The following is a 17976-nucleotide window of genomic DNA, read 5'->3' as shown; positions in this document are numbered from 1 at the left end:
GTGGTTCACGTCACGCCCCTCCCCTGATAGTCGTCCGTATCGACCGGCGCGTCACCGTCCGTCAGATGCGGATGGCGGATTGCCGGAACGACGCGCCGTGCGCGGTGTCCGGCAGGCGGTCGCGGCCGCTCAGCCGCGAGCGGAAGGTGCCGGCCGGCGCCGTCGTGCGGTACAGGCCGCGCTTTTTCAGTTCCGGCACGATCAGCTCGGCGAAATCGTCGAGCGTGCCCGGGCTGATCAGCGGATTGAGCATGTAGCCGCTCGTCGTCGACTGGCGCGCATGCTCGGCGAGCTGATCGGCGACCTCGTCGGGCGAGCCGACGAGGATCAGGTCGGTGCCGCGCGTGACGCTCGCGAACTTGCGCCGCACGTCGCCGGCGGTGAGCGGCTTGCCGCTGCCGTCGGGCCGCACCACGTAGGACGTGAGCCCTTCCGTGTGCGTCGTCAGCGGTTCGTCGTCCGCATAGCGGTCGATGTCGATGCCGGTGTCGCCCGCATAGCTGACGAGTTGCGCGTGCTGGTGATAGTGCTGCTGCAGCCTGTGGTATTTCTCCTTCGCGTCGCTCGACGAGCGCGCGGTCACGATCCGCAGCACGGTCAGCGACTTCACGTCGTCCGCCGCGCGGCCGCGCTCCGTCGCGAGCCGGCGAATCTCGTCGAGGCCCGCACGAATCTCGTGCGGATTCGACTTCGCGACGAACACCACCTCCGCGTGCTTCGCCGCGAACTCGCGCCCGCGCCCGGACCAGCCGGCCTGGATCAGCACGGGCGAGCGCTGCGGCGACGGCGCGCAGACGTGCGGCCCCTGCACGCGGTAGTGCGTGCCTTCGTGCGCGATCGGCCGCACGCGGTCGCCGCGCGCATAGCGCGGCGCGTGCTTGTCGGCGACCACCGCATCGTCCGCCCAGCTCCCTTCCCACAGCTTGTACACGACGTCGAGGAACTCCTCCGCGCGCGCGTAGCGTTCGTCGTGGCCGATCATCCGGTCGAGCCCGAAGTTGCGCGCCGCGCTCGTCAGGTAGGACGTCACGATGTTCCAGCCGATCCGGCCGTTGCTCAGGTGATCGAGCGTGCTGAAGCGGCGCGCGAGCGCGAACGGGTGCTCGTAGGTCGTGCTCGCCGTCACGCCGAACGCGAGCCGCTCGGTCTGCGCGACGAGCGCCGGAATCAGCATCATCGGATCGTTCGCGGGCGCCTCGACCGCCCACTGGACCGCTGCGTCGGCCGATCCGCCATAGACGTCGTACAGGCCGAGCACGTCCGCGAAGAACAGCATGTCGAGATCGGCCTGCTCGGCCGTGCGCGCGAGGTTCGACCAGAACGGGAGCGTATTCGCGCGCAGCCGTTCGTCGGCGGGATGGGTCCACAGGCTCGGCGCGCCGCCGCAGCCGACGCTGGCTTGTTCATACAGGGAAAACAGCAAGGGGCGAGGATCGGACATCGTCAGGTTCGTTACCAGGAATCAGTTGGGGGCCGCCCACGCGTCCGGCGACGCGCGGCGGCGGCGTACGGGGACGCGAGCGTCGGGGATGCGCGTCAGATGGCGATTGACATGCCTCTCGAGACGAGCGGCCGGAATGGTGAGCAGCGCGACCAGCACGACATAGACGACAGCCGCGCCGACCAGCGGCTCGTACACGCGCAACGTCTCGAAGCGCAGCGTATTGGCCGTTCCCATCACGTCGAACACCGTCACGGTCGACGCGAGGACGGTCGATTTCAGCAGCAGGATCGCCTCGCCGGTGAGCGCGGGCAGCGCGAGCCGCCACGCGCGCGGGCCGACGATGCGGCGCAGCACCTGCACGCGCGTCATGCCGTACGCGTGCCCGGCTTCGATCTCGCCGGCCGGCACGCCGGCGATCGCGCCGCGCAGGATCGTCGCGACATACGCGCTCTCGTTCACGCTCAACGCGACGATCGCGTACCAGAACGCGTCGCGCAGCAGCGGCGACGCCCAGCTGTCGCGCATCCATTCGCGCGGCACGATCTGCCCGAATCCGTAGTAAAGCAAATAGAGCTGAACGAGCAGCGGCGTGCCGCGAATCAGCATGAGCCAGCCGCGCGCGGACCAGCGCAGCGGCGCATGGCGCGCGCCGGCGGCGAGCGCGAGCGGCACGCCCAGCAGCACGCTGGCCGCGCCCGACACGAGCGTCAGCGCAAGCGTCGTCGGCACCGCGGCGAGCAGCTTCGGCATCACCGTGTCGAGCAGGAATGGCAGCGAGAAGATCATGCGGTTGCGCGCCTCGTGCCACGGTTCGCGTGGCGCTCGAGCGCCGCGAAGAGTCCCGTCGACGCGATGCTCAGCAACAGGAACAGCGCGGCCGTGACGAGATAGAAGAATACGTAGTGGCGCGTCGCGCCGGCCGCGAGCTGGCTCGCCTTCAGCAGATCCGTGAACGAGCCGAGCACGCTGATGAACGACGCATCCTTGGTCGCGTTCAGCCACACGTTGCCCGTGCCCGGCAACGCGAGCCGCGCGGCGGCCGGAAGCCGGATGCGCGCGAACGTCTGCCACGGCGTCATCCCGTACGCGTGCGCGGCTTCGATCTGCCCGACCGGCACGTTGACGAGCGCCGCGCGGAAGATGTCGGTCAGATACGCACCCTGGATGAACCCGAGCGACAGCGCCGCGACGAGGAACGGCGGGAACGCGAAGCCGTCGGGCGCGAGGCCGCCGCGGTGCAGCGCGGCCTCGACGGCGGGCGCGAGCGCATAGAACGCGAGCAGCAGGCACAACAGCTCGGGCAGCGCGCGCACCAGCGTCGTGTAGAGCCGCGCGAGCCACGCGAGCGGCGCGTGGCGCGACAGCTTGCCGAGCGCGCCGGCGATGCCGAGCAGCACGCCGGTGCCGAACGACGCTGCCGCGACGCCGAACGTCAGCGCGAACGCGCCCGCGAACACGCGGCCATAGCCGCCGTCGCCGAATGCGAGCAACGCGAGCAGCGAATCGTCCGCGGCCATCGCGTCAGCGGCCCTTCTCGATCGTGCCTTTCAGGTTCGGATAGCGGGCGGTGATCGCATCCCACGTGCCGTCCTGCTGCAGTTGCGCGATCGCGGTCGACAGCTTGCCGCGCAGCGCATCGCCCTGGCGCACGCCCGCGCCGATGCCGAGGCCCAGCACCGGATTGTCCGCGCAGGTCGCCTTGACCTCGAAGTCCTTGCCGTCGCGCGACGCGAGGAATGCCGTAAACAGCCCCTTGCCTTCCTGCACGTAGTCGACCCGGCCGGACACCAGGTCCGCGAGCGCGTTGTCGAACTTGTCGAAGGCCTTGATCTGCGCGTCCGGCTTGAAGCGGGAGTCGAGGAACGCCGAGAAGTTCGTGCCGGCCTCGACGCCGATCACGCGGCCCTTGAAGCTCGCGGGCACCGCGCAATCGACACGGCGCCGGTCGCTCTTCGCGCCGACGAACACCGTCGGCGACTCGTAATAGGCACGGCTGAAATCGATCGCCTTCTGCCGTTCGCCGGTAATCGTCATCGACGACCAGATCACGTCGATCTTGCGGTTCTGCAATGCCGGAATCAGGCCGTCCCACGCAATGTCGGTGAGCTCGCAGCGCACGTTCAGTTTGCCGCACGCGGCATCGAGCAGGTCGATTTCCCAGCCCTTCCACTTGCCGGCCGCGTCCTTCGAGAAGAACGGCGGATACGACTCGGCGTCGATGCCGACGCGCAACGTCGGCTGGGCTGCATGGGAAGCCGGCACGAGGCCGAGTACGAACAGCGCGGCCGCGGCACGGCGGACCCTGGAACGCATCAAACGATTCATGTGGCGCATTTCTGAAATAACGTCGAAACGACCGGCGTTGCAGCCGGCAGGAGGCCAGACTGTAAAGCGCGCGCAAGCGTGTACCAAATGGTTATTTTTTCGATGGATATCTGATTGCGCGATATGGCGCAACGGCGCACCGCCGAACGCGAAGCACGGTGCACCGTTCGGCCGTTCGCCCGCTCACGCCAGCGCCGTTTCGCGCTGCAAAGCCGGCAGCTCCAGGTTCGCGCGGAAATCGCCGCCCACGTAGTCGGTATCGAGCAGGTCGCGACGCCGCAGCTCGGGCAGCAAGCCGTTGAGCAGCAGGTCTTCCTGGTCGGGCTGGCCGAGCCCGTGCAGCGACAGCACGTCGACGAGCCCCGCGCGATAGCGCGCCTCGATCGCGTCGGCGAGCTGTTCGGGCGTGCCGGCGACGAACCAGTGGCCGGTCTCCTGGGCGCGGACGATCAGCTCGCGCAGCGTCAGCCGCTGGCGCGCATAGCCGACGAAGATCGCAACCCGCCCGCGCCGGCGATGCACGCTGTCGATGGCCGGCAGCAGCGACGCCGGCAACGGCTGGTCGAGCGGCAGGCCGCGCAGGTCGACGACGCCGCCGAGCATGTCGGCGAGCTTCAGCCTGCCTTGTTCGTAATCGATGCGTTCATGCTTGTCGCGCAGCCGTCGCGCGACGTCGGCATCGGATTCGCCGATCACCGAATGAAACGAGTTCATCACGAGCGGCAGCCGGTCGCCGCGGCCGAACGCGGCAGCCTGCCGATGCAGCGCGGCGACGAACGCGCGCGCATCGTCGTGCGTCGGCTGAGACGTGTAGACGACCTCCGCGTACCGCGCGCCAAGCGCTACGCCGCCGGCCGACTGCCCGGCCTGAAACAGCACCGGCCTGCGCTGCGGCGACGGCGGCACGTTCAGCGGGCCCTGCACCTGGAAGTGCTCGCCGTGGTAGTCGATCGCGCCGAGCTTGCGCGGGTCGACCGAAATGCCGCCGCCCTGAGCGCGCCGCGTCGCGCCCGGATCGTTCGCATCGAACAGCGCGTTGACGACTTCGACGAATTCGGCCGCCCGTGCGTAACGCCGTTCGGGGTCGGGCAGCGCCGCATCGCCGAAATTCTCCTCGCCGACCGACGACGTGACCGCGTTCCACGCGGCCCGCCCGCCGCTCACGTGATCGAGCGTGCCGATCAGCCGCGCGAGGTTGTACGGATGGTGATACGTGGTCGATACCGTCGCGACGAGCCCGATCGCCGAGGTCGCCTGGCTCAGCGCGGCCAGCGCGACGATCGGCTCCTGGCTGCCGGTGGTGCCGGCGAGGCCGGCCGCATCGGCCTGCAGCAGGTCGGCGGTAAAGAGGCCGGTGATCTTCTCGGCCTCCGCCTTGCGTGCGAGCGACGCCGCGCGTCGCACACCGTGCGCGACATCCGGGTCGCCGGGCGCGTACAGCACGCTCGCCGCGCCGACGAGCGTCTTCAGTCGTCTGCGTGCGCCGCTCATGACGCGGCTCCGCTCGTCGCGCGATGGCGTGCGCTGCGCGTCGCGTTTCGTTCGCGTGGATCGTTCATCTGCACTCCTCGTGATTTCGTTTGATCGGCGGCCGCATGCCGGCATCGCGACGGCGAGCACGCTCGCGCCGGACCGTCCCGCATGCGCCGGGAACGCGCCGCGGGGCGCGCAGCCACCGACCATAACGCAAGCGCCCCGGTCGGCCGGAACGAATATTTTCGGCTTTCGATATTCTTCTTGATTGTTTGACCGTGCGAACGGCGGCGCAAAATAATTCGGCATGCCAAACCCGTTGATCAGGCCGCTTCGACTCGCGCCGATCGCTTCATCATGACGTTCGACGCCATCCGCTCCGACTCCGATTCGTCCGCTCCGTCCGCTCTGTCCGCCCTGTCCGCGTTGCCGTTCCGCGTGAGCGTGCTCGACAAGAGCCCGGTCGCGCCGGGAGAAACGGCCGCCGACGCGCTGGCGCGCAGCGTATCGCTCGCGCGCTTCGCCGACACCGCCGGCTATCACCGCTACTGGCTCGCCGAGCATCACGACACCGCCGCGCTCGCGTGCCCGTCGCCGGAGATCCTGATCGCGCACGTGCTCGCGCATACGCGGCGCATCCGCGTCGGCTCGGGCGGCGTGATGCTGCAGCACTACAGTCCGTACAAGATCGCCGAAAACTTCAACCTGCTCGCGTCGCTCGCACCGGGCCGCGTCGATCTCGGTATCGGCAAGGCGCCAGGCGGCCTGCCGCTGTCGACGCGCGCGCTGCAGGCCGGCTACGATCCGGCCCGGCGCGCGTCGTTCGCCGACCTGGCCGACGCGCTGAATCGTCATCTTCGACACGACGGCACACAGCCCGACGCATCGGACACCTCAGACGCGGACAGCACGACACCGCACGCGACGCCGCTGCCGCCCGTACCCGCACGACCGTTCCTGCTCGGTGCGAGCGTGCAAAGCGCGGAGCTCGCCGCACGGCTCGGCTGGGCATTCGTCTATGCGTCGCACCTGAATGCGTCCGCCATCGATCTCGAACGCGCGTTCGACGCGTATCGAAGCGCGTCCGGCGGCCGCACGCCGCTGCTCGCGGTCTCCGCGATCGTCGCGGCAACCCGTGACGCCGCCACGCAACTCGCGCACGGACATCAGGGCTTTCGCGTGCAGGTGGGCGACACGCCCGCCGTCAACGTCGGCAGCCTCGAACAGGCGCACGCCTATATCCGCCAGGCCGGCGGCGGCCCGCACCGGATCGATCCGCGCGAAACGCGGATCGTGCACGGCACGCGCGACGACGTGCTGCACGAACTGGATGCATTGCATCGCCGCCACGGCGTTGTCGAATTCATCGTCGACACGCCGCTCGCCGATGCCGCACCGCGAATTGCGTCGCTGCGGCTGCTGGCCGGCGCGTCGGCCGACGAGCGCGGCGCGGCGGCGCGGCACCGGCCCGATGCGCGCGAGCGCGCGACGGCGCGGCAACCCGACTTCGAGGGCACCGCGCGATGACCGATACGATCCGCATCGCCGGCGCCGCCGACGTCCCGGCCCTTTATGCGCTGCTGCAGGATGCGTATGCGCCGCTCGTGCCGCAGGGCGTGCATTTCACGATCACGCGCTCGCCGATCGAACGCGTCGCGCAGACCGTCGCGCGCGAAACCACGTTCGTGCTCGAACACGCGACACCGGAAGGCCGTCCGGCCCTCGCGGCCACATTGACCGTGCGGTTTCCGTGGGTATCCGGCGAACGCCATCGCACGCCGTATCCGTTCCTGCACTGGTTCGCGGTCGCCCCCGCGCTCAAGCGGCGGGGATTCGGACACGCGCTGCTCGCGCACGTCGAGACGCAGTTCCTCGCGGCGCAGGTCAAGGCACCCGCGACCTGTCTCGCGACCGCGACCAACCATCCGTGGCTGCAGCCGTACTACGAACGCAATGGCTACGTGCCGTTCGATCGCTCGACGAACGCGCTCGGCACGCCGCTCGTCTGGCTGCGCAAAATCCTGATCCCGGATCTCTGTCCGGACCCGGCGGCGGACGATACCAACGCGCACGGCGCGCCGCTCCACGCGAACGCGTGACGCCCCGTCCGCCGGGCTTCGCACACCACCCCCTGCTACCTCCTTCGTGAAAGGCTTCCACGCATGACATTCGCATTTCCGGATTCCACTCTCCGCGCTTCGCGCCGCACCGCTTCGGCCGCGCTGCTGCTCGCGCTCGCGTTGCCGTACGCGGCCTTCGCACAGGGCACGCCCGTCTCCGGCGGCACGCTGACCTGGGGCGTCGAGACGGAGCCGCGCACGCTGAATCCGCAACTGAACGGCCAGGACAAGGTCGAGCTGCTGCTGCGCAACGCGTACGAAAGCCTGCTCGCGCAGAAGCCGGACGGCAGCTACGTGCCGTGGCTCGCGACCGGCTACAAGGTTTCCGCCGACGGCAAGACCTACACGTTCACGCTGCGCGACGGCGTGAAGTTCACCGACGGCGCGCCGTTCGACGCGAAGGCCGTCGCCCGCAACTTCCTGAATGCGCGCGAACTGTCGTACTCGGCCGGCAGCCAGCTCGCGCGGCTGATCTCGCACGTCGCGGACGTGAAGACGCCCGACGAGCGCACGGTCGCGATCACGCTCGACGCGCCGTATGCGCCGTTCCTGACGTTCGCCGGCCGGCTGCCGCTGCTGTCGCCGAACGCGTTCGAGCGGCCAAGCCTGAAGTCGGGCGGCACCGATATCGCGGGCACCGGCCCGTTCATCCTGCGCCGCTACGTGAAAGGACAGGAAATCGAGTTCGCGAAGAATCCCGACTATCGCTGGGCGCCGCCGACGGCGGGTCACCAGGGCCCCGCGTATCTCGACCGGGTCGTCTACCGGTTCCTGCCCGAATCGTCGGTACGCACCGGCGCGCTGCTGTCGGGCCAGGTCGACGTGATCGAAGGCGTGTCGGGCAACGACGCGGCGCTGATCCGCAAGAACGCCGATTTCACCTACCGCCGCGCGCTGAACACCGGCACGCCCTATTCGCTGTTCCTGAATGTCGCGTACGGTCCCACGCAGGACGTGAAAGTGCGCCGCGCGCTGCTCGAAGGGCTCGACACCAGCGGCATCGTGCAGTCGATCTATCGCGGCGAACGCACGCGCGCATGGGGCATCACGTCGCCGATCGATCCGTTCTACGACGCGTCGATCGAGAAGACCTACGGCAACAATCCGAAGCTCGCGAATCAGCTGCTGGACGAAGCCGGCTGGAACGTCCGCGACAGCGGCGGCTACCGCACGAAGAACGGCGAACGGCTGACGATCGCGGTGATCCAGGCGCAGGCGACGGTGCGCGACCAGCGCGACGTGCTGCTGCAGGCACTGCAGGCGCAGGCACGGCAGCGACTCGGCGTCGACCTGAAGATCCAGTACGTCGACGACGGCACGTACGTCGAAGCGCGCAAGAGCGGCAAGTTCGGCTCGATCGCGAACTCGAACACGCCGCCGGACGGCATCGACATCGAAGGCCACTACCTGCCCGTCGATCGCGGCGGCGCGCTGAACTACAGCCGTGCCGCGGCGCCCGAGCTGACCCGCTGGCTGCGGGCGGCCGCGCGCACACAGAACGTCGCGGAACGCAGGAAGCTGTACGGCGAGCTGCAGCACTTCGCGATCAACGAGCAGGCGTACGCGGTGCCGCTGTACGAGCCCGAAGACCAGATCGCCGCCGCGAAGGCGGTCCAGGGGCTGCGCTTCCGCTCGTTCGCGCAGATGCCCGAGAACCCGTACGACGTGTGGGTGAAGAAGTAAGCGGGCGCGCGTCGACCACGCTGCCCCGCACACCGCGCCGAACCGACAGGAGATTTCACATGAACCCTTCGCCTTCCGCTCCCGTCCCCGTGCCGGACGCGCGGCCGGCCGCACGACCGCCGGCTGCCTGGCGCCGCTGGCCGCGTTCGCCGGTCGCGACGCGGCTCGCGACCGGCGCGCTCGTGCTGTGGGCCGCGGTCACGCTGTCGTTCGCGGCCGTGCATCTCGCACCGGGCGATATCGTGAGCATCCTGATCGGCGAGCAGCTGAGCACGCCGGAGATCGAAGCGGCGATCCGCCAGGAATGGGGACTCGACGAGCCGCTCCCGCTGCAATACGTGCACTACCTGTGGCGCGTGCTGCACGGCGAGTTCGGCCGCTCGTACATCCTGAACACCGACGTCGCGCCGCTCGTGCTCGGCCAGCTGTGGCCGACGCTGAAGCTGACGGGCGCGGCGCTCGTCGTGACGATCGCGTTCTCGGTCGGCCTCGCGGTGCTGACCGCCGGCCGCCGCTGGGCCGGGCGTGCCGCGTCCGGCGTCGAGCTGCTGCTCGCGTCGACGCCTTCGTTCTGGCTCGGCATCATGCTGCTGTTCGTGTTCAGCTTCACGTTGAAGCTGTTCCCGGTGGCCGGCGATCGCGGCTTCGCGTCGCTCGTGCTGCCCGCGCTGTCGCTCGGGCTCGCCCAGGGCGCGGTGATCGGCCGCGTGCTGCGGCAAGGCATCGAGCGCGCGCTCGACGAACCGTACGCGCTCACGGTGCGTTCGTGGGGCGTCGGCGGGCTCGCGCTGCGCGTGCGCCATGCGCTGCGCCATGCGGCGCTGCCGGCCGTCACGCTCGCCGGATGGCTCGTCGGCGGCTTGCTGAGCGGCGCGGTGATCACCGAACAGGTGTTCGGCCGGCCCGGCCTCGGCAAGGTGACGGTCGACGCCGTGCTGTCGAAGGACATGCCGGTGATCCTCGCGATCGCGCTCCTGTCCGCGGCGATCTATGTCGCGCTCAGCACCGCCGTCGACCTGCTGTACCTGCTGATCGATCCCCGGCTGCGCGATCGCCGCGCAGCCCGCTGAACCGGAGGCTTCGATGTCCACTCCCGTCGATCTCGCGTTGCGCGCCCCGGCGACATCCGGCGCCGCCGGCTGGCTGCGCCGCCACCCGGGCCTCGCGCTCGCCGCCGTCTATCTGCTGCTGAACGTGGTTGCCGTCGTCGCACCCGGATGGCTCGCACACTACGACCCGCTGGCGGCCGATCCGCTGTCCGCGCAGCTCGGCAGCAGCGCCGCGCACTGGCTCGGCACCGACCAGCTCGGCCGCGATGTATTCTCGCGGGTCGTGTACGGCGCCCGCTACTCGCTGTCGATCAGCGCGGCCGCGATCGGCGTCGCGACCGTGTTCGGCACCGTGCTCGGTTTGTTCGCCGGCCTCGCGCGCGGCTGGCTCGACGAGCTGATCACGCGCGTGCTCGACGTCGTGTCCGCCTTCCCCGACCTGCTGCTCGCGCTGATGCTGATCTCGTTCACCGGCCCCGGCGCGGTCAATCTCGTGTTCGCGCTCGGCGTCGCGTCGGTGCCGCGCTTCGCACGCGTGGTGCGTGCGCAGACCTTCGTCGTCGCGGCATCCGGCCATGTCGAGCACGCGCGCACGCTCGGCCTCGCACCGGCGGTGCTGGTGTGGCGGCACGTGTTGCCGCATGCGATCGCGCAGGTTCCGGTACTCGCGACGATCGGACTGGGCACCGCGATCATCGGCGCGTCGGGACTGAGCTTCCTCGGCATGGGGCCGCAGCCGCCCGCGGCGGAATGGGGATTGATGCTCGCCGAGGGCCGCAACTATCTGTACAACGCGTGGTGGATCGCGGTGTGGCCCGGCCTCGCGATCACCACGGCCGTGATCGCCGTGAATGCGCTCGGTGGCTACTGGCAGGCCCGCTTCGAACGCCGGGAGGCAGCATGAGCACGATTGCATCCACTGCGCCGGCAACGCCGGCGCGCGCCGCGCCACTGGTCCGCATCGAAGGCCTGACGATCGGCTTTCGCGGCGCGCACGGCACGCGGCCCGTCGTCGGGCCGCTCGAGCTCGCCGTGCATGCCGGCGAATGCGTCGCGCTCGTCGGCGAATCGGGTTCCGGCAAGTCGGTCACCGCACGCAGCCTCGTCGGGCTGAACGGACCACACGCGGTGCTCGACGCCGCCCGCTTCGAGATCGCCGGCGCCGATGCGCGCGGCCATCGCGAGCGCGACTGGCGCGCGATACGCGGGCGCCGGATCGGCTACGTGCTGCAGGACGCGCTGGTGTCGCTCGATCCGCTGTGGCGCGTGCGCGACCTCGTGGCCGAGGCGCTGCGCGACACGCGCGGGCGCGACGTCGCGGCGCGCAGCGCCGACCTGCTGCGCGCGGTCGGCATCGACGACCCCGAGCGGCGGCTGCCGCAGTATCCGCACCAGTTGTCCGGCGGCTTGCGGCAGCGCGTGCTGATCGGCACCGCGATCGCGGGCGGCGCATCGCTGCTGATCGCCGACGAGCCGACCACCGCGCTCGACATGACCGTGCAGCGCCAGATCCTGTCGCTGCTGCGCGCGCGCCGCGATGCCGGCGACGCGGTGCTGTTGATCAGCCACGATCTCGCGGTCGTCGCCGAGCTCGCCGATCGCGTGCTCGTGATGCGCGCCGGCCAGGTCGTCGAACAGGGGCCGGCGCGCGACGTGCTGACCGCGCCGGCGCATCCGTACACGCGCGAATTGCTCGCGGCGATTCCCACCGCGGCATCGCGCGGGTTCCGGCTCGCGACTGCCGCGCGCGTTCCGCTGCCGCCGAAGCGCATCGATGCGCATGCACCGGTACTGGCCGTCGACGCGCTGACGAAACGCTACGGCGATCGCACCGCGCCGGCCGCGGTCGACGGCGTGTCGTTCACGCTCGCACGCGGCGAGACGCTCGGCATCGTCGGCGAATCCGGTTCCGGCAAGTCCACGGTCGCGCGCATCGTGCTCGGGCTCGTCGAGCCGGACAGCGGCTCCGTCGCGCTCGACGGCCAGCCGTGGAGCGGTGTGCCGGAAGCCGCGCGGCGCGCCCGGCGCGCCCGGCTGCAGCTGATCGCGCAAGACCCGTACAGCTCGTTCGACCCGCGCTACCCGGTCGGGCAGATCGTCGGCGAAAGCCTCGACGCGGCCGGTATCCGCGGCGATGCGCGCCGCCGCCGCGTGCTGCAACTGCTCGACGAGGTGCAACTCGGCGCCGGCTGCATCGACCGCTACCCGCGCGAATTGTCCGGCGGGCAGCGGCAGCGCGTCGCGATCGCGCGCGCGTTCGCGTCGAACCCGGCGCTGCTCGTCGCGGACGAGCCCGTCAGCGCGCTCGACGTGTCGATCCAGGCGCAGGTGCTGGATCTGCTTGCCGATCTGCAGGCCGAGCACGGCACCGCGATGCTGTTCATCTCGCACGATCTCGGCGTCGTGCATCACGTCGCCGACCGGATCCTCGTGATGCGCGGCGGCCGCGTGGTCGAAAGCGGCCCGGTCGAGCGCGTGTTCGGCGCGCCGTCGCACCCGTACACCGCATCGCTGCTCGATGCGCTGCCGACACTGCCGCCGCTGGCCGGCGCGCATGCCGCGCCGCCGCTCGCCGCGCTCGCATGAACCTTGACCGTCCTCACCGAACCGCCACCATGAGTCAACCGATCCACACTACTCCCCGCCAGATCCATCTCGGCGCCATCATCCAGGGCGCATCCGGCAACATGTCCGCGTGGCGCCATCCGGATGCGGTCGCCGACGCGAGCATCAACGTCGACTTCGTCCGCACGCTCGCGCGGCAGGCGGAGGCGGCCAAATTCGACCTGCTGTTCGTCGCCGACGGGCTGCACATCAACGCGAAGTCGATTCCGCATTTCCTGAACCGCTTCGAGCCGCTCACGCTGCTGTCGGCGCTCGCGCTCGTCACCGAGCGGATCGGGCTGGTCGGCACGCTGTCGACGTCGTACAGCGATCCGTTCACCGTCGCGCGGCAGTTCTCGAGCCTCGATCATCTGAGCGACGGCCGCGCCGGCTGGAACGTCGTCACGTCGCCGCTCGAAGGTTCAGCGAAGAATTTCTCGCGTGGCGCACACCCGGAGCACGCGTTGCGCTACCGGATCGCGTCGGAATTCCTGACGGTGACGAAAGGGCTTTGGGATTCGTGGGAAGACGATGCATTCGTGCGCGACAAGGCAAGCGGCGTGTTCTTCGATCCGGCCAAGCTGCACACGCTGAATCATGTCGGCGAATTCTTCTCGGTGGCCGGCCCGCTGAACATCGGCCGCTCGCGGCAAGGGCGCCCGATCCTGTTCCAGGCCGGCGCGTCGGACGACGGCAAGGGCGTCGCGGCAGAACACGCGGACGCCATCTACACGCGCCAGGAGACGATCCCGCTCGCGCAGGCGTTCTACGCGGACGTTCAGCGACGGCTCGCCGCGCGCGGCCGCGCGCCCGACAGCCTGAAGGTGTTCCAGGGCATCAGCGTGATCGTCGCGGCGTCGGCCGCCGACGCCGAAGCGCAATACCAGGACACCGCGCGGCTCGTGACGATCGACAACGCGCTCGACTATCTCGGCCGCTACTTCGATCACCACGATTTCTCGCAGTACGCACTCGATGCACCGTTTCCCGACCTCGGCGACCTCGGCAGCAACCAGTTCCGCAGCACGACCGACTCGATCAAGCGCGACGCCGCCGAACGCGGCCTGACGCTGCGCGAGGTCGCGCTCGAGGCCGCCACGCCGCGCCCGAGTTTCGCGGGCACGCCCGAGCAGGTCGCCGACGGGTTGCAGGCGTGGGTCGACGCGCGTGCGACGGACGGCTTCATCGTACGCGGCGGCACGCCCGCCGCGTTCGCCGAGTTCGCTGCCCGGGTCGTGCCGATCCTGCAGGAGCGCGGCGTGTACCGGCGCGATTACGCAGGCGCGACGCTGCGCGATCATCTCGGGCTGCCGTATCCGCCGAACCGGCACGCCCGCGCGGCATGAGCGGGCGAGCATCGTGTGCGTGGCCGGGCGCGCCAATGCGACCCTGCCCTCGTCAATTGACTCGACGAGTGCATCTCGCGCATGCCGAGCGTTATCGGAATACCGAGACGAGCGGCAAAGCGGGATCTGCTGCCCATTCCTGTAACGAACCATCGTAGATGGAGACCTTGTCGTACCCCGCCAGCGTGAGTGCGAGGGCATTCACCGCGGCGGAAATGCCGCCGCCGCAGTACACGCAGACAGGGTGCGCGGCATCCAGCGAACCCAGCGCGCGCCGCAGACCGGGCGCCGTTTCGTAACGCCCGGTAGCGTCGAGCAAACTCCGCGCGGGGACGTTCACGCTCCCCGGAATATGTCCGCGCCGGGCATAACGGCTCGGCGCCGTTCCGGCATAGACCTCGGCCGACAGCGCGCAAACAAGCGAGGCGCGTACCGAGCCTGCGAGCATTGCTTCCACGTCAGCACGGTCGGCCCACATGCCCGCACGCTCGCGCACGTCGATGCGGCCGCGCTTCACCGCGCTCGCTGGCCCCGTATCGACCGGCAGGTTCGCCGCTCGCCACGCTCGCCAGCCGCCATCGAGCACCCGGGCATCGAGACCGATCCAGCGCAACATCCACCAGAGCCGCGCAGACCACAAGCCGTCGCCACGGTCGTACACCACCACGCGCGACGTGCTGGTCACGCCAAGCGCAGCGAGTTCGCGCGCGAGCACCGCCGGCGCGGGTCGCATGAACGAAAGCGTCTCGTGCGGCGCGCTCAAACCACTCGTGAAATCGGCATGGCGTGCGCCCCGAATGCGCTGGGCGAGCCAACCGTCGTGGCCGCTCGTCACCCGGTAATCTCCGTCGAAGCGCGGCGGCGGCAACTCCACATGGGCATCCAGCACGACCACGTCCGGTTCATCGAGACAAGCCGCAAGCTCGTCCGGGCCGACCAGGATACGTGCGCGTCGAGCGGCATCTGCCGCCGGGTTTTCCAGTCCAAAGGACGCTCCACCGCTCATCTGCCCACCTCCTTGTGACGCCGCGCCCGTAGCCATGCGAGCAGCCGCTGCCCGTCGTGGCTCCGAAACCAGCGTGCGTGACCGATCAGATAGCCGTCATACGCGGCAGAGACACCTGCGGCGTCTGCCAGAATATCCTCGAAATACTCGACTTCAAGCAACGCGAATTCCGTATGGACGATCGGCAGCAGCGCGACCAGCGCTTCGTGCTCCGCCTCGCTCAACGGCGCCAGCGACTCGTATCCGTCGAGCAACGCGGCGATATGCTCGTACTGGACTACGCGTGCCGCAGGCGCGGCGAGCCAGTCGATCGTATTGCGCTCGATCGCGAGTGCGATATCGTAGACGGCGCAAGTCCGGTCCGCCAGGCCGAAGTCAAGTACCGTACGTACCTGTGCGCCGGGAGATGCATCGGTCCAAAGCAGATTCGACGCGTGCCAGTCCCCGTGCGTCCAAAGCGGTCGCAGCGCCGGCAGCAACGGCACGAGCCGTGCGTGCAAAGGCGCAATGGTTTCGGCTACATCGGCACGCCAGTCGCGCGATGCCAGTGACCGCGCGAGTCCCGGTTGGGCGTCCACCCACCGGTCGAGCGCGGCGTCGAGGCTCGCACTGCCAAGGACGCGAAAGCTCGACAGGAGCGGCTGCAATGCGCGGGCGGGGGCGTCGTAGTCGGCCGCGGCCCGATGCAAGCGCGCAAGCGTGCGGCCGGCCGACCATGCGTGGGTCGGATGAAAGAAGGGTTTCCACGACATCACGCCGCGATACGCGTCCATCCCTGGCGCAGCCGCGTGAACCTCCCACGTCCAGTCGCCACACGCAATCGCCGTGCGGCCCGCACGATCCGCCAGCACGTCGGGTACCGGCATGCCGCGGTTGCGCAAGTGCGCGATGAATGCGTGTTCCTCTGCGAGGCCACGCGCGCTGCGCAGACGGGCGTGGTGACGTTTCACGAACCATGTGCGGCCATCGAGCGTATGCGCAAGCACGGCTGCCGAAAACGGCCGGGGGCTATGCCAGGCAATCTTCGCGAGCGGCGCGAGGTCTGCGTAATCCGCGAACAGCCGTTCGACGTCATCACGCGTAACGAGTGGCCAATCGCGCACCGACGTCTCGCCGTCGACGGTGAATTGCGGCGGTACGTCCAGCACGCCCGTATCGCGTGCGCCCGTGTTCATCTCTGCCTTCACGGAAGGCGTCGGAGCGCGTCCGGTGTGGTACTTCATTGGATTCGTCCTATCGCATGCCATCAGATGCGGCTTCCCGATGCAACGTACGACGTCTCCCGTGCGGTGTCCGCACGCGACCAGTCACGCCAGCCGAGCGCCGCCAGAACCAGAAACAACGCGTAGAGCCCCGACGTGAGATACAGGCCCTTGTAGATGAATACACCGACATAGACAGCATCCACGGCGATCCACAACGTCCATGAAACGATGTAGCGTCGCGCGGTCCAGAGTTGTGCAACGAGGCTGAATGCCGCGAGCGATGCGTCTATCCACGGCAGCGCGGCGTCGGTATAGCGAGCCATCGCCGCGCCGAGCAGTGCGCTCAGGCTCACCGCCGCGATCAGGTCGGGCGCGAGCTGTGCGAAGCGCACGCCGCCGACGGGCGCGACGGTTCGCGGGCCATCGCGCCCCGCATCGTCGCCGCGCCGTTGCTGCGCCAGCCAGCGCCACCAGCCGTACAGCTGAAGCGCGGCGAACGCGCCTTGCAGCAGCGCATCCGAATACAGCCTGGCGTCGAAGAAAATCCAGCCATACAGCGCCACCGACGCGAGCCCGATCGGCCAGCACAGCATCTTGCGACGCGCCGTGAGCCAGATGGCGAGCGCGCTGACGGCGACGCCGATGATTTCGAGTGCGGACATGATATGTGTCAGTTACCTTGTCTTGAATAAAACGCCGGCGGCCGCCTGGCGCGGCCCAAGCTTAGCGACCGGTGTCGTCGGGCAGGAACGCGTTGGTGAATGCGTAACGGCTCTGCGAGGCATCGCGCAAGACGCCATGTGTGCCGAGCCACTGCGCGTAGGGATTCAGGAGCGCCTCGCGTTGCACGCCCCACACGCCCTCGTGCGTCCATGTCGCACCGATCAGCGGCAGCGAGCGGCACAGCAGCGATGTCGGAAAATAAGGAATGACGCGCTCGAGCGACGGCAGTCCTCGCAACGGCTCCCGCGCGACAGCGAGATAGCCGCGTCGCGCCGCCGCCAGAAAGCCGCGCACCAGCTCGCCGCGAGTTTCCAGCGTATCCTCGTGCGCGCCGAGCAGGTAGCTGTGATAGGCCGGCGCACCGATTTCATCGACGGGCCAGATGCGGCGTTCGCCGTCCGGTACGCTCGATGCGAATAGCGTATCCCATGCCCAATAGCTGCCGAACGACGCATCGGCCACGCCCTCGAGAAAGCTCTCGGGCGGCAGTTCACGCACGCCGCTGTCGACGATCGTCACCGCATCCGGATCACCGCCGTCATGTGCCACGAGATGGCGCACCATCGCGATCCCGCGCGGCGTCGGATTCATTGCCAGACGTCGTCCGGCGAGGTCACGCGGTCGGGCGATGCCCGTCGCGGCCACGGTCTGGATCGTCTCCAGCGCCCGATGGTTGATCGCCGCAATGCTCACGAGCGGGTGACCCGCCTCGCGCTGCACGAAAAGGCGATTGCTCGGAAACACGCCGAAGTCCACGTCGTGTCGCGCGAGATGCCCGAGCGCGTCACCGCGCGCCGGATCGGGAACGACGATTTCGACGTCGAGCCCCTCTTCCGCGAACCACCCCTCGTCGCGGGCCAAATAGAAGCCCGCTGCATTGGTCCACGGGTGAAAGTACTCGAGCATCAGAGTGATGCGAGTCATGCCAGGTTCTCCATTGGCTGATCGACGCCGTCGATCAGAAATCATAGGTCAACGACACGCGCGCGGTGCGCGGC

Annotated in this window: 16 protein-coding genes; 7 read left to right on the top strand and 9 right to left on the bottom strand. The window is 69.3% G+C overall.

Features of this window, described 5'->3' with window-relative positions:
* Positions 1-61: 61 nt before the first annotated feature.
* The 5 genes from U4012_RS33830 to U4012_RS33810 all read right to left on the bottom strand — a co-directional run bounded on the left by U4012_RS33830 (position 62) and on the right by U4012_RS33810 (position 5260).
* Positions 62-1441 (bottom strand): NtaA/DmoA family FMN-dependent monooxygenase, encoded by a 1380-nt coding sequence (locus U4012_RS33830; protein WP_321804121.1) that lies wholly within the window; start codon positions 1439-1441, stop codon positions 62-64.
* A 21-nt stretch (positions 1442-1462) separates the two neighbouring features.
* Positions 1463-2230 (bottom strand): ABC transporter permease subunit, encoded by a 768-nt coding sequence (locus U4012_RS33825; RefSeq protein ID WP_321804119.1) that lies wholly within the window; start codon positions 2228-2230, stop codon positions 1463-1465.
* Complete coding sequence (locus U4012_RS33820; RefSeq protein ID WP_321804117.1) at positions 2227-2961, bottom strand: ABC transporter permease subunit; 735 nt, start codon at positions 2959-2961, stop codon at positions 2227-2229. The genes U4012_RS33825 and U4012_RS33820 overlap by 4 nt, the downstream gene beginning before the upstream one ends.
* A gap of 4 nt (positions 2962-2965) precedes the next feature.
* Positions 2966-3769 carry a transporter substrate-binding domain-containing protein gene (locus U4012_RS33815; RefSeq protein WP_059496937.1) on the bottom strand — a complete coding sequence of 268 codons (804 nt, stop codon included), beginning with the start codon at positions 3767-3769 and terminating at the stop codon, positions 2966-2968.
* A 183-nt stretch (positions 3770-3952) separates the two neighbouring features.
* The gene (locus U4012_RS33810) at positions 3953-5260 is read right to left on the bottom strand and encodes an NtaA/DmoA family FMN-dependent monooxygenase (protein WP_044848616.1); all 1308 of its coding nucleotides are present in this window, start codon (positions 5258-5260) and stop codon (positions 3953-3955) included.
* 339 nt (positions 5261-5599) lie between these two features.
* Between U4012_RS33810 and U4012_RS33805 the strand changes: the two genes are divergently transcribed.
* The 7 genes from U4012_RS33805 to U4012_RS33775 all read left to right on the top strand — a co-directional run bounded on the left by U4012_RS33805 (position 5600) and on the right by U4012_RS33775 (position 14044).
* Entirely contained in the window at positions 5600-6769 is a 1170-nt protein-coding gene (locus U4012_RS33805) for an MsnO8 family LLM class oxidoreductase (protein ID WP_321804111.1), read from the top strand.
* Positions 6766-7341: a GNAT family N-acetyltransferase gene (locus U4012_RS33800; RefSeq protein WP_321804109.1), complete on the top strand. Its 576-nt coding sequence runs from the start codon at positions 6766-6768 to the stop codon at positions 7339-7341. Before U4012_RS33805 ends, U4012_RS33800 begins: the two co-directional genes overlap by 4 nt.
* A 63-nt stretch (positions 7342-7404) precedes the next feature.
* On the top strand, positions 7405-9045 hold the full coding sequence (locus tag U4012_RS33795; RefSeq protein WP_321804107.1) for an ABC transporter substrate-binding protein: 1641 nt from the start codon (positions 7405-7407) through the stop codon (positions 9043-9045).
* A 59-nt stretch (positions 9046-9104) separates the two neighbouring features.
* Positions 9105-10115: an ABC transporter permease gene (locus tag U4012_RS33790; protein ID WP_321804104.1), complete on the top strand. Its 1011-nt coding sequence runs from the start codon at positions 9105-9107 to the stop codon at positions 10113-10115.
* Between the two features lie 13 nt (positions 10116-10128).
* Positions 10129-10998: an ABC transporter permease gene (locus U4012_RS33785; protein ID WP_321804102.1), complete on the top strand. Its 870-nt coding sequence runs from the start codon at positions 10129-10131 to the stop codon at positions 10996-10998.
* Entirely contained in the window at positions 10995-12680 is a 1686-nt protein-coding gene (locus tag U4012_RS33780; RefSeq protein WP_321804100.1) for an ABC transporter ATP-binding protein, read from the top strand. Before U4012_RS33785 ends, U4012_RS33780 begins: the two co-directional genes overlap by 4 nt.
* Positions 12681-12709: 29 nt before the next feature.
* Complete coding sequence (locus tag U4012_RS33775; protein WP_321804098.1) at positions 12710-14044, top strand: LLM class flavin-dependent oxidoreductase; 1335 nt, start codon at positions 12710-12712, stop codon at positions 14042-14044.
* A 91-nt stretch (positions 14045-14135) separates the two neighbouring features.
* Here U4012_RS33775 and U4012_RS33770 read toward each other — a convergent pair whose 3' ends face one another.
* The 4 genes from U4012_RS33770 to U4012_RS33755 all read right to left on the bottom strand — a co-directional run bounded on the left by U4012_RS33770 (position 14136) and on the right by U4012_RS33755 (position 17947).
* Positions 14136-15050, bottom strand: a complete 915-nt coding sequence (locus U4012_RS33770) for a sulfurtransferase (protein ID WP_321804096.1) — start codon at positions 15048-15050, stop codon at positions 14136-14138.
* On the bottom strand, positions 15047-16225 hold the full coding sequence (locus tag U4012_RS33765; RefSeq protein ID WP_321804169.1) for a phosphotransferase enzyme family protein: 1179 nt from the start codon (positions 16223-16225) through the stop codon (positions 15047-15049). Before U4012_RS33765 ends, U4012_RS33770 begins: the two co-directional genes overlap by 4 nt.
* A gap of 71 nt (positions 16226-16296) precedes the next feature.
* Entirely contained in the window at positions 16297-16917 is a 621-nt protein-coding gene (gene pnuC, locus U4012_RS33760; RefSeq protein ID WP_321804094.1) for a nicotinamide riboside transporter PnuC, read from the bottom strand.
* Between the two features lie 61 nt (positions 16918-16978).
* Positions 16979-17947 carry an ABC transporter substrate-binding protein gene (locus tag U4012_RS33755; RefSeq protein WP_321804090.1) on the bottom strand — a complete coding sequence of 323 codons (969 nt, stop codon included), beginning with the start codon at positions 17945-17947 and terminating at the stop codon, positions 16979-16981.
* Positions 17948-17976: the final 29 nt, after the last annotated feature.

Source organism: Burkholderia sp. BCC1988, from assembly GCF_905339895.1.
GTDB lineage: Bacteria > Pseudomonadota > Gammaproteobacteria > Burkholderiales > Burkholderiaceae > Burkholderia.
Note: the sequence above shows the minus strand (reverse complement) of the source record. Positions and strands in the feature narration are given on the sequence as shown.